The organism is Mesorhizobium sp. P2_F5, assembly GCF_056403715.1.
Map to the genome: position 1 here is coordinate 1 of NZ_JBFUEY010000002.1, position 17,862 is coordinate 17,862.

Sequence of the window (17,862 nt, forward strand, 5' to 3'; positions counted from 1 at the left end):
CCGCTGTAGTGGCCGTAGTAGCGCGGCACATGGATATGCAGCATCGTCGGGCCGCCGCCCGCGCGAGCCCGCTCCACCGCCTCGCCCGCCGCGCTGTAGACGGCAAACACATCCGTTCCGTCCACCTCGATGCTGGGGATGTCGTAGCTTTCGGCGCGCCGGGTGAAGCTGCCGGCCGAGACAAGCGCATTCGCCGTCGCCTCGCCAAAGCCATTGTCCTCGATCGCGAAGACGATCGGCAGGTTCCAGATCTTGGCCAGGTTGAAGCTCTCCGACATCACCCCTTCGTTCATGGCGCCGTCACCGGCAAAGGCCACCGCAACCTGCCGGGAGCCAAGCAGCTTCATGCTCAGCGCCGCACCGCAGGTGATCGGTGCGCCCGCCGCAACAATCCCGTTCGCCCCAAGCATCCCTTTGCGAAGATCGGCAATGTGTTGAGATCCACCCTTGCCGCCGCAGGTGCCGCTGGCGCGGCCAAACAGCTCCGCCATCATGCCGTCGATGTCGACGCCCTTGGCGATGCAGTGACCATGACCACGGTGCGTCGAGGAGATGTAGTCCTCATCCTTGAGGTGGAAACAGACGCCGACCGCACTCGCTTCCTGGCCGGCATAAAGATGGGTGCTGCCCGGAATGTCGCCGGTCCCCATCTCCTCCATCACCCGTTCCTCGAACCGGCGGATCGTCCGCATCGTTCGATAGACCTTTAGAAGTTCGTCATGCGACAACTGCAACGCTGACATGGGTTCCTCGCCGATATTGTTTCGGTATAAGTGAGTTCAGGCCTTGGTTTTTCGCGAGCGTCGATATTGATCGACGGCGACCGCAAGCACGATGATGGTTCCCTTGATGACCTCCTGGTAATAGGAGCCCACCTTCAGGAAGGTGAAGCCAGACATCATGACGCCAAGGATGATCGTGCCGATCACCGTGCCGGTGATGCGTCCAACGCCCCCCGCTAGCGATGTGCCGCCGATCACCGCGGCTGCGATGGCATCAAGTTCATAGCTCGTTCCCATTGCAGCCTGAGCCGAGGCCGCGCGTGCTGCGGTCACTACTCCAGCAAGTCCCGACAGCAACCCGCAGACGACGTAGACCTTGATGAGATGGGCACCGATATTGATGCCCGATACGCGCGCCGCCTGCGGATTGGAACCGATCGCGTACGTGAACTTGCCGTATCGTGTGTATCGAAGCGCGATGTGGCCCAAGAAGGCGACGACAAGAAAAATTATCACCGGCAGCGGCAAGGGGAAGCCCAGGATACTGAAGCTGCGACCGAGCCAGGTGAACTCGGGACTAAGCAATGCGATCGGCTGTCCGTTTGTGTACCACTTAGCCAGGCCCCGAGCCGCAACCATGGTACCGAGCGTTGCGATGAACGGCGGAATGTTCGTTTTAGCGATGAGCGCTCCGTTGATGACGCCGATAAGCAATCCCACGAAAAGCCCGGCTAGGATCGGCCAAATTGGCCACAGGTCCGTAAGAGCCGGGTAAACGGCACGCATGTCCGTGGAGCTTTGTGCCAGAGACGCCGACGCCATCGCCGCAAGCCCAACTACCGAACCCGCCGACAGGTCGATGCCACTGGTGATAATCACCTGTGTCATTCCGACCGCAATAATCCCAATCACCGAAACCTGTAGGATGATGATCGACAGCCTTTGTTGGTTGGCAAGAAACGACGATCCAACGAAAATCCAGCCCAATACCTCAAAGATAAGGGCGATCCCGGCAAGCACGCCCAGGATGGACAGCTCGCTTGAAAGCTTTCGCCTTTTTGAAGCTTTGGCCACCGAGGTGGCGCTCTGGAGCAAAGTCATTGTGCTGCCATCTCCATAATTTTGACCTGGTTGGCCTCGGCCCGATCGAGAATGCCTGACATGCGGCCCTGACGAATTGTCATGACCCGATCGCTCATCCCGAGGATCTCGGGCATCTCTGAAGAGATCATGATCACCGCCACGCCTTGCCCGGCGAGGTCGGAGATCATTCGATGGATCTCCGCCTTGGCGCCCACATCAATGCCGCGTGTGGGCTCATCGAGGATGAGAATACGGGGCTTCGTCAGAAGCCAACGGGCGATCAACACCTTCTGTTGGTTGCCTCCCGAAAGGTTCAAAATAGGCTCGCCCATATCAGGCGTCTTGACGCGCAACGCATCCGTCATTGCCTCGCAATCGCGAGAAAGCCGCTCTTCTTCCACGAAACCGTGTCGAACATAGCCGCTGCTTAGCGCGGCCACTTGAGCATTCTCCTGGATATCCAGAAGCAGGAAGCAGCCCGTTTCCTTGCGATCCTCGGTCAGAAAAGCCATGCCATGCTGCATGGCGATGGCTGGAGAGGTCACGCAAACTGACTTGCCTTGAATTTCGATAGTGCCCGATGTAGCTGGAGTGACGCCAAAGACGGTTTCGGCGATATTGGACCGGCCTGCGCCTACCAGACCTGCTATTCCAAGTATCTCCCCGGCCCTCAGGTCGAAACTGATGCCTTCGAAAACCCCCTTCAAAGCAAGATCGCGCACGCTCAGAAGGACCTCGCCAATCGGCACCGTCTTCTTGGGAAACATCTGCGAAATCTCGCGACCGACCATCATACGAATGATTTCGTCGCGTGTCAGTTCGGCCGCAGGCTTCGTCGCGATATACTTGCCGTCTCGGAATACCGAAACCTCGTCGGCAATCTCGAAGAGCTCATTCATTTTATGGGTGATGTAGATAATGCCCTTGCCCTGGGCTTTGAGGGACCGGATGATTTTGAACAGATGCTCGACTTCGCGCTCCGTGAGCGCTGATGTCGGCTCGTCCATGATCAAAACATCGGACTCATAAGAAACCGCCTTGGCGATTTCCACCATCTGGCGATTGGCTACGCTAAGCTTCCCGACTTCGATCTCGGGATCGATTGGAATATTCAGTTGCTCGAACAGTGCGTCGGTCCGGCGCTTCAGCTCACGATGATCGATGAACCCGAAAGCAGTCTTCGGCTCGCGGCGGATCCAGATGTTTTCGGCAACTGTCATCGAATTCATCAGGTTGAGTTCCTGATGGATCATGGCAATTCCATTCTCCAGCGCATCGAGTGGCGATGAGAGGCTGACCTCCTGATTGCGCAATTTGAACGAGCCCGAGTCAGGCGTGTAGATTCCAGCAATGATCTTCATCAGAGTGGACTTGCCGGCTCCATTTTCACCCATCAGGGCGTGAACCGTGCCAGGCCTCAAACGCAACTCGACGTTGTCGAGAGCAAGCACCCCAGGAAATTCCTTGCGCACGCCCGTGACGTCGAGGAGGTATTCCGAAACGGGAACTGAGCCGCTTTCGCGCACCACCTGAGCTGTGGATGGACTGGGCATGGTTTTGGCCTTTTTTATCTCTGGCAGAGACAAGGATGATCCGCCACCCGACGGGGCATTCCCCGGGGTAGCTAGTTCTTACCCAAATAGTTCTCGGCGTTCAGAAGCATTGTCGGAGTCTGCGACTCCGTTCGGCCTTCTCTGACAGTGGCTAGAAAAAGAACTTTCTTCATATTCCATCCTCCTCCCATCTAATCTCTTCCTACTGCTTGGATGTCTCGATCCTGTGCATCACGACTCCTCGCTAGGCGGAGAGACGGACCTGCAGCTTAAAAGGCAAGATTATTTGCTGCTCCCGTTCATTCTCGTTCGGTTTGTCGATCAATGCCGCAACTGCCGGCCCGAAATCGAAAGCCGGTACCTTGACGGTCGTCAGCCAAGGGGCGAGCCATTCATTCAGTCGATTGTCGTCAAATCCGAAGATGACTAGATCCTCGGGGACACGGATGTTCAGCTCAGCTGCAGCGCGAAAGACGCCGTAGGCGATCATGTCATTGCCGCAGAACACTGAGTATCGGCGGCTGCGGTCAGAAAGAAAATTCAAGGCCTGATGATACCCGGCCTCCATTTTGTATGAACTTTCAAACTGGAGAACACTCGGACTTCCCAGACCTGCGAGGAACCCTTGCAAACGCTCTATGCTGCCCGAGAACGGCCGAGGGCCATGGATCGCAACGTAGTTCTGGTAGCCTCGCTCCGAGAAATAGCGGCCGACGGCAACGCCTGCGGCGTAGTTGTCAATTCCAACATATGGCGCGGAAATGCCTTCAGCCGGCCGGCGGTTGACAAAGATCAGGTTGTCATGGCGCGCAGCCATCTCGCGCAGTCGCGGCGTGTCAATTGCGCCTTGGAGTATGATGGCTCGAACACGAAGCCCCTCGGCATCGGCCAGCAGGCGATCCTGTAGATCGGCATTCTCCGAGGCATTGGCGAGCACCATCGAAAGTCCAAGACCATTGAGCGACTGCTCAACGGACGCCGCCACATCAGCCGTAAAGGGATTGGTCGCATCCGGCACCAGCATCATCACGACGTTGCTACGCGCCAGGCGCAAAGAACGCCCGATCTCTGAAGGCGTGTAACCCAGCGCCTGCGCAGCATTACGCACGCTCTCGCCAGTCTCTGGGGCAATCACGCTTTCCTTGCCAGAAAAGAAGCGCGACACGGTAGCTGTCGACACACCAGACAGGCGTGCCACATCGCGGATGGTAGGAGGCTTTTTGCTCATCTCGATCCACTCGTCCCCAGAGCAACTCCGAAAAGCGTTGAACGTTTTATCGAGAAGCAAAGCCATTGCGGCAGAGAGCCAATGTCAACGATTACACATGACGTGACGAAACGGTGTCGTTGCCAGGGACCGGCGATCTGTTAGCAGCATCGACGAGTGGCTTGAGATACTCGAGCGATACGCGCGCTACCCAATCGGGTTCGATGCCCCGCTGATGGAATCCACATTCCATCGACAGATACCCATCGAAGCCTGTTTCATGCAGCGCCTGGATCAGCGCAGGGAAATCGCCTCGTCCCTTGCCCGGCGGCAGACGGTTGTTGTCCGAGGCATGGATGTGGACCAGGTCCTTGCCCATGGCATAGACGTAGTCGCTCATCACTTCGTTTTCGGTGATGACGTGATGGCTATCAAACATCAAGCGCACGTTGGGTTCGCCGACGTCCTTCATCATGTCGATCGTGTTGTCGCACGTGTTGACGATGTTGCTGTCTTCCGGTGTGGGCTCGATGACGATTTCGACCCCAAGGTCCTTTGAAAACCTGGCTATCTCGCGGATTGCCTGCGCGGCCCAGTCCCACGCTTGCCGGTACGTCGTGCCGAAGATGTACCATCCCGGCAGGCAGATCAGCCGCTTGCCGCCCCAATCGGCCGTGAGCTGCGCCATTTCCTTGTAGTGGTCGATCGCCCAGCGACGTTCCTCAGGAATGGGGGACGCAACGTTATTGCCTGGCCCGCCGCCGTGCGCCGGCAGCATTGCTGCCAGGGCCATGTCGTAGTCCTTCAGCATCTGCCCGATATCCTTGCGGCGCTGCTTGCTCAGCGTCGGCGGGAAAACGTGGGGACTGGCGGCGCCGATCTCGATGGCGTCATAGCCGATCTTCTTGACGCGCTTGATGGTCTCTTCGAGCGTGTAGGCCGGCAACCAGGTCGGATTGCTCGCATAAGGCCAGGTATGCATTGCAAGCTTGATCGTCATAAATCGTCTCCAATCTTTGAAGCCGCCGCGCATTGCTGCACAAGGCGAAGCTTCGCTGAATCGCAAGGACTAGGCTGCTGGCTGCGGCACCTTTTCCCAGACGCCGCTTTCCCCCGAAATCAGGATTGCCTCCGCCACGCGCTCGATTTGCAAACCATCTTCGAAGTTCGGCGCAGCCGGCTTCTTTTCCGCAATTGCCTTGAGGAAATTGTACCATTCGATCGACTTGATATCGATGTAGCCTTGACCCATCCCTGCAACCGGCCAGAGCAGGTCGCCATACGGCTGGTTGGGCCCAGAATAGATGGTCCGAAAGCCAAAGGTATCGGGAGCGTCATCGGCGAAAGCAACCCGAAGCTCATTCAGACGCTGATAGTCGAATGCGATCGTACCGCGTGTGCCGACAATTTCGAATCCCAGCTGATTGTGATGACCGTAGGCGTTGCGCGTGACTTCGATGGTGCCAAACACGCCATTGGTGAACTTGATCATGGTGAGCGCATGATCATCGACGTCCACCTTACCCATTTCCTTTGACGCTTCGCCGCGCTGACCAAAGAAGTGCCCTGCAGGCAGCGGTCGCTCGGAAATGAAGGTCTTCACGATCGCGTTGACGGCCTCGACTTCGCCGACCAAGAGGCGGGCCGCGTCAATCACGTGCGTACCGATGTCTCCCAGTGTACCCGAGCCGGCCTTGGCCTTGTTGAAACGCCAAGAAAGCGGGGCCTTGGGATCCGCACCCCAGTCCTGAAGATAGTAGCCGCGGAAAGTCAGGAGTTTGCCAATGCGGCCTTCGTCGATCAATCGTTTGGCCATCTGGAGCGCTGGCGTATGCCGGTAGTTGTAAGAAACCATCGTGACGACGCCGGTTTTTTTGGCCTCGGCAAGCATCTCCTCAGCTTCGGCTACACTCATCGCCATCGGCTTCTCGCACATAACGTGCTTGCCAGCCTTGGCCGCGGCAATCGCTATCGCTGCATGCGTGTCGTTCGGCGTGCAGATGTCCACGATGTCGATATCAGGGCGCGCTATCACCTCGCGCCAGTCGGTGCTGTGCTCGGCGTATCCGTACTGCTTGGCGGCGTTCCGAGCGAGTGTCTCCTCGACGTCGACAACCACGCGGCGTTCGACCTCCACTGGCGCACCAAACAACATAGGCACCACCGCAGTCGCGATGGAATGGGCCTTGCCCATGAACCCTGTACCGATCAAAGCGATGTTTAGCTTTTCCAACGCATTTCCCCTGTCTGTCCGGGTGCAGTCCGCCTGCAGCGACCCATTTTGAACAACGCGCCTCCACAACAGCCTGCGCCGTGAGAGCCGTGTAAACGTGTACATCATATCAAAACGGCAATGTCAACGATTACATTTCCCACTCGGGGACTCTAGCTCCAACTCGCAAATCGCCATCGCCAGCGCCAGCCACAGCGAGGCGACGCATCATCGATAGCTGATCTCGATGCGACTCTTCTTCGCCAGAGACTGCCGTGCGGCATCCAAAATAACCGCCGAGTCATAGGCGTCATCCAGCGTGGACAAAGGTTGCTGGTTCTTTCCCAAACATTCGTTCAGGAAATAACTCTGTACTTGCAGGAAGCTATCCCAATACGTGGCGTCATCCCAAAATGGCAATACAGGTTCACCGAACTTCGTAACATCCCATGGAACGACCCCACTTCCTTCCATGCCGATGATCTTGAAGTAGCAGGACCACGGCTCCCGGCTTCGATCATCCGCAGAGAAGCTACCCCACAGATTTGCAATTTTGCCGTCTGCGTATTCGGCGGTTATCATGAGCTGGTCGTGAGCAGACGGGTCTTCGAAATGAACACTGGTTCCGGTCGCATAAACGTGGGAGGGCCGCCCGAGGAAGTAAAGCATACAATACACATGATGGATCATGAGCTCGCGCATCGTCAGGTCGGGCGCCCCGATCGAGGCATCATGCCGTTTGTTGTAGATCGCCCAGAAATTCACGATCTTGCCGAGCCGGCCATTTTTGATATGGGCATGCAAACGCCGCATGGTTTCCGCATAGATGTAATTGTGCGAAGGCATGCAAACGCGGGAATTGGCCCTGGCAATCTCGGCCAGTTCGCGAATCTGCGCGGGCGTTTCGCAAAGCGGCTTTTCCAGCAGAACATGCTTGCCTGCCTCCAATGCTCGCTTTGCATATTCAAAGTGCGAAGCGGTGCTTGTCGCAACCAGCACCGCATCAACTCCGTTGTCGGCCAACAAGGCGTCGACGCTCGCGTAGGCAAGGCCGCCAAAGCGCCTGCAGAACTCTTCTGCACGGGCAGATGAGCGATTCCATCCACCCACAAATGTTTCAGGGGCTGCCTGCTCCAATGCCTGAACATGCAGCTCGGCGACTCGCCCGAGCCCTACGATCCCCATTTTCATCTGACAGTCCCTTGATTTGAATAATGCTCGTAGTTGAGCAGCCGGCAAAACTAGGCCGGGATCTCGATCGGCCGGCCTTCTGTCCGAGATTGCGTCGCCGCATCGGCGATCAACTGGGCTCTCAGCCCATCATGGGCGCCAGGTATTGGTTTTTGTCCTTTAAGGACTGCATCGACAAAATGCTGCAATTCAGCAAGATACGCAGCACCGAACCGCTCGAGGAAAAAGGCCTCTGCCTTCGCGACAGTGAACCCTCCGCTTGTAGCGCTCTCGACCGAATTTTCTAAGATATTCATGGCACGCAGCATGCCCTTCGAGCCATGAACCTCAAGCCGTTTGTCATATCCGTACGTCGCCCTACGGGAATTGCTGATCTGGCAAATCCGGCCCGAAGCGGTCGTGAGAATGACTGCAGCGGTGTCAACATCCCCAACTGCCTCGATCGCAGGATCGACCAGGGTGGACCCGACGGCAAACACCTTTGTAGGCTCTTCTCCCAGCACAAAACGCGCCATATCAAGGTCATGGATCATCATGTCACGAAAGAGACCTCCAGATCCTTTCAAATAGGAAATCGGAGGAGGAGCCGGATCACGGGAAACGATCGAAACTATTTCGACATCGCCGATTTCGCCCTCGGCGACGCGACGCTGGAGGGCGCCAAAATGGGGATCAAAGCGTTGGTTGAACGCTGTCATGAAGGGAACACCGGCGTCCTCCACCGTCTTGATGCAAATGCGCACCTTTTCGGATGAGAGATCTATGGGCTTCTCGCAAAAGATCGCCTTCCGCTCGGCCGCTGCCAAGTGGATCATGTCGTAATGGGTGTTTGTAGACGTGGCTATTACAATGGCATCGATATCGGCCGCAGAAACGAGGTCCGATACCCCACGAACCTCTGCGCCGAAGCGCTCGGCACATGCCTGAGCTGCTTCGGATGAGGCATCTGCGACCGCAACAAGTTTGGCGTTGACGATGTGCTGGATGGAACTGGCATGGACCTGCCCAATTCTCCCACACCCGAGAATTCCAAATCGAACCATTTAACAAATGCCTCCAATGTCAGCCAAACGCCTTGCGAGCCCTCGCTCTACAAGAAATCCGCAGGTCTGGTGCCCACAGACCATTGCCAATACGGTGTGCCGGCGCGCGCAGTCTCCCTTCGCCCGCGCCCTGTCATCTCGCGATGTTAACGTTTACTATTGGCATGTCAACGTTTGCATTCTCACTCCGGTAGCCTGAAGCTCAACAAAAACACGAAGAAATATTCGTCGTCCTTTGATGTCGGCAAGCGCGCGGGCGTTTCACGCTGCGGTGTGTATCCGGACGCGCCCGCTTCGCGCCGCCGTGCGTCAGGATCGGTGCGGCAACTTTGAGCTGTCCGCTGCAACGACCAATCGCGGCCGCCTATCAGGGGCCCGCTCCGCAACATGCCCATTTGTAACAATGTTAACGTTTACTAGGGTCGTGTCTACGTTTTCATAAGTTTGGCGCCTTGATATGAATCGGATCGTTGACGTCATCGCGCAGGCGTTGAAATATGGGTTGGCCTAGGAGATTCCCGCGGTGGTGCAAATTGATTTCCGAAGGCAGCCGCCTCTCCGATGCTTGATCTCGTGAGGCTGCAGCCGGCAATTGAGAAGTCAAACCAGATCGATACCCGGAGAACGTCCTGTGTCAAAACCACCCACCGTTCACGACGTCGCGCGACTCTCGGGGGTTTCCACGGCAACCGTATCTCGTTACTTTGGAGGTAAGGCCAAGGCCCTGGCGCCTGAAACACTGGCTAACGTACGCAGGGCGGCGGAGACTCTCGGGTATACGCCGTCCGAAATCGGACGTTCGCTCCGGCTGGCTCGAAGTCGTGTTGTGGTAATGTTGGTCCCAGACGCAACGAACACGTTTACGACCGATGTTGCTACGTCAGTCGAGGAGGCACTGAATGGATACGAATTGTCCATGGTGCTTGCCAATTCCGCTGAAGACCCGGATCGGCAGGACCGCCTTCTGATGGATGCGCATGGGCTTCGAGCACGGGCAATCATTTTGCAGGGAGCCATCGATACGCCCCAGCTTCGTATTATGGCTGCGCGGCAGGAGAACATGATATTCGTCAACCGCCGGCCGGCGCCTGGCATTGTTGCACCCTATGTCGGCGTCGACAACTTCGCGGCCGGCCTGGCTGTTGGCCGCTACTTCATCGAGCGAGGGTATGAAAATGTCGTAGCTATTTCGGGCCCCCATCAATCCTCCGGCAGCAGCGAGCGTCTCGAGGGTTTTCTGGCAGGCCTCGGGAAGAAAAAGCCGGTGTTCCAGTTCGAAAGCCAGTTCACGATGGAAGGTGGTTATCAGATTGGTCGGAAGCTGCTCGCTGGCCGTCGACGCTACACTGTCTTTTGCGGCAACGATATGATTGCGTACGGCTTACATCGAGCCGCTACGGAGCGTGGCCTCAATGTGCCTGAAGACCTGCTCATTTTTGGATTTGACGACAACAGGATGAACGACTGGTTGGCTCCATGGCTGTCCACCGTCCAAGTGTCGGCTGCCGATTTTGGACCCGCGATCGCCAAACTGATTGGCTCGCCCTCACAAGAAGACAAGGGGGCGAGTTTTATATTGCCATTTCAATTGAAGCTACGAAAATCCGCATAGTATGCACAGATCCGCTTGCCTCAAGACCCAAGCGTGCCCTTTTGCGAGCAACCGCCAGAGGTCTGTAAAGTCAATGCGTAGCTCTTGACGGAATGAGCCGCAAAGACGGAAGGGGTGCTGCGTGCGGTCCCTATGGAGCCACACGCACCACTCACTAGCCATCTCTCAGGCGAGTTTCGAGCGGCAGTTTTGTGCTGTTAGAATAGGCAATGACCGACTGCCGCACTCCTCCACCTAGTTCTTGCCCAGATACTTCTCAACGTTGGTGGGAACCACCAACTCAAAAGGGATCCATACGGGGGACGAGACTTTCTCACCTTTGGCAAGCTTCATGGCCGCATCCACCGAGCCGGCCCCTTGCCCAATGGCATCCTGGAAAACGCTGACGTCTAGATCGCCACTCTGCATGTAGTGCATGGCTTCCTGCGTAGCGTCGATCCCGCCCACAACTACGTCCTTCATGTCCCATCCGGCGGCCTTCATCGAATTGATAGCGCCCAAAGCCATTTCGTCGTTGTTGGCGATAACCGCCGCTGGTTTGTATCCAGCCGTAATCCAATTGCTCATCAGGTCCTGGGCCTTGACCGGATCCCAATTCGCAGTCTGCTCATCGATAACCTTCATGAAATTGCAATCAGGCGTCGCAATAACATCGTGAATGGCTTTGCTGCGCATCACTGCGCTGTGCTGAGCCAAAATTCCCTGGATAATAAGAATTCCTGCGTCTTTAGTCTTTCCCTCATCTTTCAGGATGCGACAAATTTCCTTGGTTTCGATCGTTCCTGCCTCGATTTCGGCCGACCCAATAAATGCCGCCTTCGGGCCAAGGGCTTCAATATCGTCAGGGGTATTGTTCACGTAGATCAATGGGATTCCGGCTTCGGCTGCCATTTTTGTGATCGCCGGTGAAGAAGAGCTCTCGACGACATTGACAATGATCGCATCAACTTTTGAGGCAATGAAATTCTGAACCTGGGACAGCTGCTTGTTAACGTCAGCTTCTGCGAATTCGATCTGGAGTGCCTGATTGGTCTTGGCTGCTTCGCTTTTCATTCCCTCGACCATAACGGCCAGAAAAGAGTCAGTGTGAGAAATAGTCACGCCTATATCGCCAGCCAGTGCAGGCGACGCCGCTAACACCATCGCAGCACCAATGATCATTTGCTTCATTAGTTTCTCCCCTTCTTCACGGGTGTCCGGTGGCACCCGAGGTTTAGATCCGGACAGTCCTCTTGGTGGAGGACATCTGCATTCGGATAACCAAAAGCCCCTGTCTCGCCGGCCGGTTTTAGCGGGTCTCGAGAGGATGTTAACGTATACAACACAAGTTTGTGATCGATGTCAACGATTACATCATTGAGGAGGACGACCTGACCGACGCTGCACGGAGAGTCATGAGTTCGAACGCAATGGCCGGATTCGGCAGCCGGCGGTAAGTGCTATGAGAAGGCGCTCAGGCAAGTGTCCGCCCTTCATTCGGTCAATGGCCGGTGATCTCCTCGGCAACAGGTTTTCTGGCGGGGCTCGTCCCGGCCCAGAGAATGAACCGCTGGCAATGGTATTCCAATTCCTGTGCGCTGTTGCGGGCCATGACCGTGCACCGCTGAGCAGGATTCTGTGCTAAAGCGCGCAGAGGATCGAAACCCGTCCCGAGCCACATTAGGCGTCGAAACCGTTCCTCCAACAAAGTATTCGTTTGGTCGAGCGGATCAGTTATTGCTGGCAGGAACATTTCCGAGATGTGCTCTCCAAGGGATCGGTAAGCCTCGAATTGGTCCACGGTCGAATGATGGGGAAACGCCGGGTCATCGAGCTTAGAGCGCTTGAGATATTCGCCCTCGTTTCCGGTCAACGAAAGCTCATGTACCACAGGTGGCCGACCTCACGTGGTGAATCGTCTGGGCCGTGCGGGTAGAGAATTCGGCCGAGCTAGAAATGCGACCAGCTGTAGCCAACTTCTCCAACCAGATCCGCAGGCTCATGAAGGCCCTTAGTATGCGGTTTCCTTCTGCTGCGAGGCCCCTCTGGCGAAGTGTGTTCTAAACTTGGCGACGCTCGCACCAGCCGAAGTGGACAGCAGTCTCACATCACTGGCCACCGTCGTCATATCAAATCCCCATTCGATAGCGCGCTGAGCGTACTCTACTGCGCCGCAGTGGAGGCCAGCCCGAATGCCGCTTCTTTTACAAACCAACGCTATTTCCTGGAGGATACTGATCATCTCGGGTTCCTCCCTATCGAATCCCGGTGGGAGGCGGCCTTTCGTGAGGCTTAATGTGAGGTCCGCCGGTCCGACATAGATGCCATCGAGGCCGGGCGTGGCGGCAATTTCCTTGAGTTCAGCCATTCCCTGTGCTGTCTCAATCATCGCGAAAGCAAGGATTTCTTCGTTCGCCTCGCTGGCGTAGTTGCTCCCGGCCGAGAACGAGACGCGTGTTGGCCCGTAGCTCCTCTGACCAAGGGGCGGGTAACGCATGTAGCTGACAAATTCCGCTGCCTGAGCAGCGGTACTAATCATTGGGCAGATGATGCCATAGGCACCGGCGTCCAAAGCCTTCATGATGATTCCGGGTTCCATCCAGGGGACACGAACCATTGGAAAGGTGCCCGAGGCGAGCATTGCCTGAAGCATGGGAAGCATGTGAGAATAATCGAGCGCGCCATGCTGCGCGTCGATTGTTATAGAGTCATACTCTTGGTTCGCCATGATCTCGGCAACAAACGAGTTGCCGATCGAGCACCAGCCGTTGATGGTAGGCTTGCCTTCGGACCAGAGTTTCTTCAGTCGGTTCCGGATCATGGGATTAAACCTTGGATTAGCGAAAAAGTTCACAAAGGGCACTTTTGGCGGGCAATGTGCGCCGCCCGTGCGACGTGTCGACTTTTGGGCCGCCACCTCTCATCACGGACGAGGGAGGAGACCGCCTTTATCTGGCAAGCGACACCGACTTCATTCGACCTCGGCTTGCAGCACGATGATGCAGGGCGATTTGAACACGATCTCCGGTACGGGATACAGCATGCGGGTATGAAGACCCCGGTCGCCGAAAATGCCCTTCACCACTGCGGAAGCGCCATCCAGGGCCTTCGCCGTTTCGTTGATAAAGCCGGGTGCATAGCTGATTGTGCCTTCCAGACGCACAATGCAGCGCACGCGCTCCAGATCGCCGACCGCATCCTTGATCTGCGCAATGGAGTTCAGCGTAGCTTGCCTGCACGCTTCCGCCGCCTGCTCCACAGTAATTCCCGCGCCGATCGCACCTTCGTGGATCAGGGTCTTAGCGTCCTTCCATGGCAATTGCCCGGAAACGAGGATTGTGTTCCCGGTCCGTACCCAAGGGACATAGCCTGAAGTCACGGCTTTGGGCGGCTTCGGCAGTTCGAGTCCGAGTTCGGTGATGCGTTGCTCTGGGGTTGTCATTAGTACCGCTCCTTGGGTGAGATTATGCTCGGCGCCGGCGCTGGTCGACGACTACCGCGCCCACGATGATGGCGCCCTTGATGATGTCCTGGTAATAGGTGCCTACACCAAGAAACGTGAAACCTGAGGTCACGACACCCAGGATAAGCGTGCCGATGACGGTACCAACGATGCTGCCGGTTCCTCCGGCCAAGGACGCCCCGCCAATGACGGCGCCAGCGATAGCGTCCAATTCATAGCCGGAGCCCATGCCAGGTTGACCAGATGCAGCGCGGGCCGCTGTCACAACGCCCGCCAGGCCGGAAAGGACGCCGGCTACGGCATAGACTTTGATCAGGTGGCTGCTGATGTTGATACCCGAAACGCGAGCGGCCATCGCGTTAGCGCCAATGGCATATGTGAACTTGCCGTAGCGCGTATAAACAAGTGCAATATGGCAAATCACGGCCAGAGTTAAAAAGATGATGACCGGCATCGGTAGAGGGAAGCCGACGATATTGAAGCTTCTCGCCAGCCAGGTGAATTGAGGGGTCAGCATAGCAACGGGCACACCGTCCGTGTACCACTGGGTTACCCCCCGGACCGACACCATCATTCCCAGCGTGACGATGAAGGCGGGGATCTTCTCCTTGGCTATGATAATCCCGTTAATCGCTCCGGCCATCAGACCGACTGCCAGACCGACCAGAATCGGTATGAATGCCGGTAGGTCTGTCAGCGCAGGATAGACCGCCGCATCGTTGAATGACGCTTGTGCCAAGGAGGCTGCCACCATAGCGACCAGGCCCACGATCGAGCCTGAAGACAGGTCGATTCCGCCGGCGATGATGACTTGTGTCACGCCGATGGCAATGATGCCAACGACGGAGACCTGCAGGACAATGATGGAAAGTCTTGGCTTGTTGGCCAGAAAGGACTGGCCCATGTAAATCCAGCCCAGAACTTCAAACACCAGCGCGATGCCCAGCAGGACAGCCAGCATCGAGAATTCAACTGACAGCTCGCGCTTTTTCATGCCGATGCCAGCTCCATGATTTTATGCTGATCAGCTTCCTGCCGACCGAGAGTACCTGTCACGCGACCCTCGTGGACGACCATTATCCTGTCGCTCATTCCAAGGACCTCCGGGAGTTCGGAGGAAATCATAACGACGGCCGTGCCTGAACCAGCGAGCTTGGAGATGAGGCGGTGGATCTCGGCCTTCGCACCGACATCGATGCCGCGAGTGGGCTCGTCAAGAATAAGGATTCGAGGTTTCGTTAGCAGCCAGCGACCGAGAAGAACCTTCTGCTGGTTCCCCCCTGATAGGTAGACGATGGGCTGACGCATGCCTGGGGTCTTGACGCGAAGCGTTTGGACCATTGAGGCCGCGGCTTGCGACAGCTTCCGCTGTTGCACGAAACCGTACTTCACATAGGCGCCCTGGAGGGCGGCCATTTGGGTATTCTCCTGAATTCCCAAAACAAGAAAACATCCTGACGCCTTACGGTCCTCGGTCAAAAGGGCCATTCCATTCTTCATGGCCTCCTGGGGAGAACTGATCCTGACCGACTTCCCGGCTATTTCGATCGATCCCGAGGTGGCCGGCGAGATACCGAAAATCGTTTCAGCGATGTTCGACCGACCAGACCCCACCAAACCGGCGATGCCGAGGATTTCTCCGGCTCGGAGTTCGAACGAGATGTTTTTGAGGACGCCCGCGAGGCAGAGATCTTTCACGCGTAGAACGACATTGCCGATCGGTGCGGCCTCCTTGGGGAACATCTGCGTGAGTTCACGCCCGATCATCATGCGGATCACGTCATCCCCTGTGACGGCGGTGGAAGGCTTGGTGTCGATGTATTTGCCGTCGCGGAAGATGGACACTTCGTCTGCGATTTCGAAGAGTTCTTCCATTTTATGCGTGATGTAGACGATGCCTTTGCCCGTCGCCCTCAGCATACGGATGATCCGGAAGAGCTGAGCCACCTCACGTTCGGCTAAAGCGGAGGTTGGCTCGTCCATGATGAGGACATCGGAGTCGTATGAGACCGCTTTGGCGATCTCGACCATCTGCCGGCTTGCTATCGACAGCTTGCCGACCCGGACATCCGGGTCGATGTCGACTTCAAGCTGCCTGAACGCCCGAGCTGTCCTACGACGCATTTCGCCATGATCGATTAAGCCCAGCCGGTTCTTTGGCTCGCGGCGTATCCATATGTTTTCAGCAACCGTCATCGACTCCATCAAGTTCAGCTCTTGATGGATCATCGCGATGCCGCTCTCGAGCGCCTGGAGCGGTGTGGAGAGGCGAATGTCCCGACCCTTTAGACGAAGGGCGCCGGCGTCGGGCTGGATGATGCCAGCAGCGATTTTCATCATCGTGGATTTGCCGGCGCCGTTCTCGCCCATCAGGGCGTGTACTGTTCCGGGCCTTATCCGAAGCGAGACCCCGTCAAGCGCCAGCACGCCGGGAAATGATTTGCTAACATTGTCGATTTCCAGAATGTAATCCGACTGGCAGTGATCAGATGCCAAGGTCGCCATGCGGTATCTCCTCCCCGGCTCCGGCCTTGAGAGCATCGCCATCAAGAGCGTGCCTACCAAATCGCGCTCCGGGGTTGGCAGGTGCTATTTCTGAACGAAGGCACCCATGTTCGTCGGGGTAACCAGCTGAAACGGAATCCAGACCTTCGCGTCGACTTTTTCGCCCGTGGCGAGCTTCATCGCGGTGTCGACTGCAGCGCGACCTTGTCCTGCCGCATCCTGGTAGATCGTCACGTCCAGGTCGCCCTGCTTCATGTAGGAGAGCGCCTCGGCGGTTGCGTCGATGCCAGCAACGACCACATCCTTGGGATCCCATCCAGCCGCGGCCATCGCGCGAATGGCGCCAACGGCCTGGTCGTCATTGTTTGCAATCACCGCATCAGGCTTTACCCCCGCTGCAATCCAGTTTGTCATGAGATCCTGCGCCTTGACGGGATCCCAGCCGGGAGCCTGCTGCTGGATGACCTTCATGAAGTTGCATCCGTCCGTTGCAATGACATCGTGAATATCCTTTGTGCGCTGGATGGCTGCCTGGTTTCTGAGATCGCCCTGAATGATTGCTACCGTCGACTTGCCGCTTTCCTTGAGGAGGCGACAGACCTCCTTCGTCTCAAGCGTTCCGGATTCAGTCTCGTTGGAGCCAACAAATGCGCCCTTTGGCCCTAACTGGTCGATGTCGATGGGCTGGCTGTTGACGTAAACGATCGGAATCCCCGCATCCTGGGCAATCTTGGTCATCGACGCTGTTGTCGACGTGTCGATCGCGTAGACGATGATGGCGTCAACCTTTGCGGCGACGAAATTCTGGATCTGCGAGATCTGAGTGTTGACGTCGGAATTGGCAATCTCGACCGTCAGGGGTTGGTTTTTGGTTTTCGCCTCTTCTTCCATCGCCTTACGCATCTTTGTCAGGTACGTGTTCGTGAAGGCGATTGATACGCCGATGGTCCCCGCGTTTGCCGCCGAGGCAGCCAGCACGGAAAGCGCCACGCCAAGCAATAGTCTCTTCATTTCAAACCTCCCTTGTTGCTTGGGCACCACGCCGTTGGAATTGACCTCTGGCGTTTCAGAGGCGTCCCCTGAACTCCAAGCCCATTTCCGGTCTTTTGAAGCGCGTCTGCGGCATACCGGCTCTCATTTGCCGATTGCCCATTGCCCACTGTCGACAATGGTTACGAACGACGCCCTATTGTGTCAAGGCGAAAATTGCTTCTGCATGCGCCTCATAGCGTGGATCATTTCTTTGATCATCACACTTGACATGTTGTACATCACCGCTCTATGTCGGTTGT

16 protein-coding genes are annotated in these 17,862 nt (G+C 56.7%); 1 reads left to right on the forward strand and 15 read right to left on the reverse strand.

What is annotated here, in order from left to right; all coding sequences use genetic code 11:
* The 8 genes from AC1DYO_RS02260 to iolG form a co-directional block, all read right to left on the reverse strand.
* Nucleotides 1-743, reverse strand: a 743-nt coding sequence (locus AC1DYO_RS02260; protein WP_477259887.1) for a thiamine pyrophosphate-dependent dehydrogenase E1 component subunit alpha, incomplete at its 3' end; no start/stop codon positions are given.
* Between the two features lie 36 nt (nt 744-779).
* A complete protein-coding gene (locus AC1DYO_RS02265; RefSeq protein WP_477259889.1) occupies nt 780-1,823 on the reverse strand; it encodes an ABC transporter permease in 1,044 nt (347 codons plus the stop codon).
* Nucleotides 1,820-3,358, reverse strand: coding sequence for a sugar ABC transporter ATP-binding protein (locus AC1DYO_RS02270; protein ID WP_477259891.1), 1,539 nt, complete (start codon nt 3,356-3,358; stop codon nt 1,820-1,822). The genes AC1DYO_RS02265 and AC1DYO_RS02270 overlap by 4 nt, the downstream gene beginning before the upstream one ends.
* Nucleotides 3,359-3,602: 244 nt before the next feature.
* Entirely contained in the window at nt 3,603-4,586 is a 984-nt protein-coding gene (locus AC1DYO_RS02275) for a LacI family DNA-binding transcriptional regulator (protein WP_477259893.1), read from the reverse strand.
* A gap of 91 nt (nt 4,587-4,677) precedes the next feature.
* A complete protein-coding gene (locus AC1DYO_RS02280; protein ID WP_477259895.1) occupies nt 4,678-5,565 on the reverse strand; it encodes a sugar phosphate isomerase/epimerase family protein in 888 nt (295 codons plus the stop codon).
* 69 nt (nt 5,566-5,634) lie between these two features.
* Entirely contained in the window at nt 5,635-6,798 is a 1,164-nt protein-coding gene (locus AC1DYO_RS02285; protein ID WP_477259897.1) for a Gfo/Idh/MocA family protein, read from the reverse strand.
* Nucleotides 6,799-7,005: 207 nt separating this feature from the next.
* A complete protein-coding gene (locus AC1DYO_RS02290) occupies nt 7,006-7,968 on the reverse strand; it encodes a Gfo/Idh/MocA family protein (RefSeq protein ID WP_477259899.1) in 963 nt (320 codons plus the stop codon).
* Between the two features lie 50 nt (nt 7,969-8,018).
* Nucleotides 8,019-9,011, reverse strand: a complete 993-nt coding sequence (gene iolG / locus AC1DYO_RS02295) for an inositol 2-dehydrogenase (protein WP_477259901.1) — start codon at nt 9,009-9,011, stop codon at nt 8,019-8,021.
* Between the two features lie 631 nt (nt 9,012-9,642).
* Between iolG and AC1DYO_RS02300 the strand changes: the two genes are divergently transcribed.
* Nucleotides 9,643-10,623: a LacI family DNA-binding transcriptional regulator gene (locus AC1DYO_RS02300; protein WP_477259903.1), complete on the forward strand. Its 981-nt coding sequence runs from the start codon at nt 9,643-9,645 to the stop codon at nt 10,621-10,623.
* A 234-nt stretch (nt 10,624-10,857) separates the two neighbouring features.
* On the opposite strand, the gene AC1DYO_RS02305 is transcribed toward AC1DYO_RS02300, so the two are convergent.
* The 7 genes from AC1DYO_RS02305 to AC1DYO_RS02335 all read right to left on the reverse strand — a co-directional run bounded on the left by AC1DYO_RS02305 (nt 10,858) and on the right by AC1DYO_RS02335 (nt 17,581).
* The gene (locus AC1DYO_RS02305; RefSeq protein ID WP_477259905.1) at nt 10,858-11,793 is read right to left on the reverse strand and encodes a substrate-binding domain-containing protein; all 936 of its coding nucleotides are present in this window, start codon (nt 11,791-11,793) and stop codon (nt 10,858-10,860) included.
* Nucleotides 11,794-12,103: 310 nt separating this feature from the next.
* Nucleotides 12,104-12,475 carry a hypothetical protein gene (locus tag AC1DYO_RS02310; protein ID WP_477259907.1) on the reverse strand — a complete coding sequence of 124 codons (372 nt, stop codon included), beginning with the start codon at nt 12,473-12,475 and terminating at the stop codon, nt 12,104-12,106.
* A gap of 138 nt (nt 12,476-12,613) precedes the next feature.
* Entirely contained in the window at nt 12,614-13,423 is an 810-nt protein-coding gene (locus AC1DYO_RS02315; protein WP_477259909.1) for an HpcH/HpaI aldolase family protein, read from the reverse strand.
* Between the two features lie 150 nt (nt 13,424-13,573).
* Nucleotides 13,574-14,044, reverse strand: coding sequence for a RidA family protein (locus tag AC1DYO_RS02320; RefSeq protein ID WP_477259911.1), 471 nt, complete (start codon nt 14,042-14,044; stop codon nt 13,574-13,576).
* Between the two features lie 22 nt (nt 14,045-14,066).
* Nucleotides 14,067-15,059, reverse strand: a complete 993-nt coding sequence (locus AC1DYO_RS02325) for an ABC transporter permease (RefSeq protein ID WP_477259913.1) — start codon at nt 15,057-15,059, stop codon at nt 14,067-14,069.
* Complete coding sequence (locus tag AC1DYO_RS02330; RefSeq protein WP_477259915.1) at nt 15,056-16,570, reverse strand: sugar ABC transporter ATP-binding protein; 1,515 nt, start codon at nt 16,568-16,570, stop codon at nt 15,056-15,058. Before AC1DYO_RS02330 ends, AC1DYO_RS02325 begins: the two co-directional genes overlap by 4 nt.
* A gap of 84 nt (nt 16,571-16,654) precedes the next feature.
* Nucleotides 16,655-17,581 (reverse strand): substrate-binding domain-containing protein, encoded by a 927-nt coding sequence (locus AC1DYO_RS02335; protein ID WP_477259917.1) that lies wholly within the window; start codon nt 17,579-17,581, stop codon nt 16,655-16,657.
* Nucleotides 17,582-17,862: the final 281 nt, after the last annotated feature.